The 3,432-nt window shown below is 38.0% G+C and carries 2 protein-coding genes and 2 pseudogenes; all 4 read left to right on the top strand.

The features are described 5' to 3' along the window. Positions 1-371, top strand: a pseudogene (locus L647_RS0116625) (DNA polymerase III subunit delta'); the annotation flags it as partial. A gap of 11 nt (positions 372-382) precedes the next feature. After that, complete coding sequence (locus L647_RS0116620) at positions 383-709, top strand: PilZ domain-containing protein (protein ID WP_024612057.1); 327 nt, start codon at positions 383-385, stop codon at positions 707-709. A gap of 12 nt (positions 710-721) precedes the next feature. Next, positions 722-1,501, top strand: a complete 780-nt coding sequence (locus L647_RS0116615; protein ID WP_024612056.1) for a YchF/TatD family DNA exonuclease — start codon at positions 722-724, stop codon at positions 1,499-1,501. Between the two features lie 3 nt (positions 1,502-1,504). Then, positions 1,505-3,406: pseudogene (locus tag L647_RS01000000124450) on the top strand (metallophosphatase). Positions 3,407-3,432 lie beyond the last annotated feature (26 nt).

Raw genomic sequence — 3,432 nt, 5'->3', positions numbered from 1 at the left:
AGTCGTTACAGATTACAGGTTACAACTGGTTACCGCTTTTTTACAGCCAACCATTGCAAGTAAAGCAATGGCAAGAACAAAATCAGCTCGAAAGCATTGATACACTTTATAAATTTGCAACTGGGTTTAAACAAAGCCATAATTTTAAAGCGTTAGTCGATATAATAAATAAACAGCCTGAACTTGTTCGTATATTTACATTATTTTTAAGCGAACAATTAAAGCAACAACTTATGCAAGGCATGAGTTTTGACGCTTATCAAATTGCACAACAAGCTTTGAGTGAGTTTTTACAAAATAACACTAAAATACTCGGGCTTAATTTACCACTCGCGGTGTCGCGATTAGCTTACACACTACGAAACACTTAAAAGGACCAAACATGCAAGAGCTCTTAGTAGATATAGACGACCTAGACGAATTGTACCGTTGTTACATGCCTTACATAAAAAAAGGTGGTTTGTTTGTACGTACAAATATGCGCTATGAAATAGGGCACTCATTGGCTTTACGTGTAACGCTCCCCGATGCCCTAGAAGATGACGTAGTAACAGGTAAAGTTGCTTGGATCACTCCACAAGGTGCTCAAAGTTCTAACCCGCCGGGTATTGGTATTAGCTTTTTAGATGACAAAACAAACCTAAACGCTAAGATCGAAAAACTACTAGGGACTATGTTAAACTCTGGTAATCCAACTTATACCATGTAGTAAGCATTAATTGTGATTGTAGATTCTCATTGCCATTTAGACCGTCTTGATTTTGATAAACTTGATTTAAACCTCGACCAAGTGCTCGATAACGCACGTGCAAAAAAGGTTGAACACTTTTTATGTGTAAGCGTAACGCTTGATCAGTTCCCCAGTATGCTTGATAAAATTAAGCATTACGACGATGTATCAGCCTCATGTGGCGTACATCCACTTGATCAAAAAGATGCGCTTAACAAGCAACAGTTAATCGACCTAGCTTCTCACGAAAAAGTAGTCGCTATTGGCGAAACGGGTCTTGATTACTATTACTCAAAAGATACTCACGCAGTGCAGCAAGCCAGCTTTGTTGGGCACATAGAAGTTGCTAACGAATTACAAAAACCGTTAATAATTCATACCCGCGATGCGCGTGCAGACACCATTAACTTAATGCGTGAGCACAAAGCAGAAAACTGTGGTGGTGTACTACATTGTTTTACCGAAGATTGGAATATGGCTAAAAAAGCGATTGATATGGGCTTTTATATTTCTATTTCGGGCATTGTTACTTTTAAAAATGCAGTAGAGCTAAAAGAAGTTGTAAAGCAAATACCGCTTGATCGCCTTCTAATAGAAACAGATTCACCTTATTTAGCGCCAGTACCGTACCGTGGTAAAACTAATCAGCCAGCTTATGTAGAAAATGTTGCTTATTATATTAGCGAACTAAAAGGCATTAACTTTAACGAACTTGCTAAAGCAACCACCGACAATTTTTATTCTTTATTTAAATTAGCTGCCAAAGGCTAAAAAATGACAACTCACACGGCGCAACTTCCTGTTTTACTAATGGGACCAATGGTGCGCCGTGCAGAGCAAACCGGTGTGTGTATTCAGTTTGCAACATCTGAGTCTGCAAATTGTCGTGTAGAGTTTATAAACCACGAATGCTATAGCGAGCAGCAAAGTATTACACTGGGTAAGCATTTACATCTTCATTTTATAATTATTAAGCCTATAAATAATCAGTTTCCGCTTGATAGCTTACTTAGTTATTCGCTTTTTATTAATGGCAGCGCAATTGACTTATCCCCATGGTGCTTTAGCAACAAGCAAGCTCCCGCATTTGTAATACCTAATAAACTTGATGATATTTTACATGGTTCATGTTGTAATGCGCATCACCCCTCAAAAGACAGCTTAGTATCGGCAAGTAATTGGCAAAACACGCAGCGTGGTAATAACAATCAAGGCGCACAATTACTTTTACTCAGTGGGGATCAGGTTTACGCTGATGACGTAGCAGGTCCTATGCTACTTATCATTCATCAACTAATTAGCAAGCTCGGTATTTATAAAGAACAAGCGCTAGCGCTTACCTTACCAAATGACATAAACGCGCAATTGTATAATCGCCACCACTTTTTACCAAAAACACCTTGGCAAAAACGTCCAAAGTTTGGTGTTGGCTATTGGTTAAAAAAGATGAACCGCATTTTTCAAGCATAAAAGCCCATAATCATCTTATTCATTTTGAAGAATATGTTGCACTGTACTTACTTAACTTTAGTGCTGCGGCATGGCAATGTGTTGATATAAAAAATACAACTTACCAAAGTAAAAACCCACAAAATCAAATTATTTTTAACGCCGAAAAAACTGCTTTAATTAATTACTCTCAAGGCTTAAAAGAAGTTGAAAAGTTGTTTGCTAACGTATCAACGTTAATGATGTTTGATGTTTGATGATCACGATGTAACTGATGATTGGAACCTTACAGCAGGGTGGGAGCAAGCAATAAATAACAACCCAAGTAGTAAGCGCATAATAAATAATGGTCTAATTAGCTATTGGTTGTTTCAGGGCATGGGTAACGACGCACTAACAAAAACCAGTGCATTAGTTACCCCGTTTGAAAATAGCCTAACAGCTAATAATATTTGGGAGTTAAAAGCGTTTGATAAACCGTTAAACGATTTTAACGACTGGCATTACGAACTAACTACAACACCAAAAGTTGTGGTTTTAGATACACGTACACACCGCTGGCGTAATGAGACAAACTTTAACGAACCTTCCGGTTTACTAGATTGGAAACGCCTCACAGAGCTTGAGGCGAGCCTATTAAGCCACAATCAAGTTATTATTGTATCGCCAGCTCCTGTATTTGGTGTTAAATCAATAGAAGCAATTCAGGCACTATTTAATATGTGTGGTCAGCCATTAATGGTAGATGTAGAAAACTGGATGGCACATGAAGGTTCTGCCAAAAAATTACTCGACACATTTAGACGAACAGAGACCCCAAATGAAACCCTTATTTTATCAGGGGATGTGCATTACTCGTTTTGTTTTTCTGTGCAAAAACGTTTTGGCGATCACCCCAATCGAGTTTGGCAGCTTACCGCCAGTGGAATCAAAAACGAATTCCCGCGTAAATTAATAAACATTCTCGATAAGCTCGACTCAATACTATATGGACCAAAAAGCCCACTTAACTTTTTTACTAAACGCTGGCACATGGAAGTAGATAAACATAAAACAATTGGTGAAGGGCAAAAGTATTTAGTGAGTGACTCAGCAATTAGTTTAATAACGTTAGAGCAAGGTAATTTAGCCAGATATCAACTTATACATGGCGATGGACTGTTAACTGAGTTTGATTTAGAGCAACGTAAATCTCTAAATAATGTAAAAGTTAATACACAGAACTAGCCCCTAACTTTTCTGTTAGGGGCGGG

It is taken from the genome of Pseudoalteromonas sp. TB64 (assembly GCF_000498095.1).
Taxonomy (GTDB): domain Bacteria; phylum Pseudomonadota; class Gammaproteobacteria; order Enterobacterales; family Alteromonadaceae; genus Pseudoalteromonas.
Note: the sequence above shows the minus strand (reverse complement) of the source record. Positions and strands in the feature narration are given on the sequence as shown.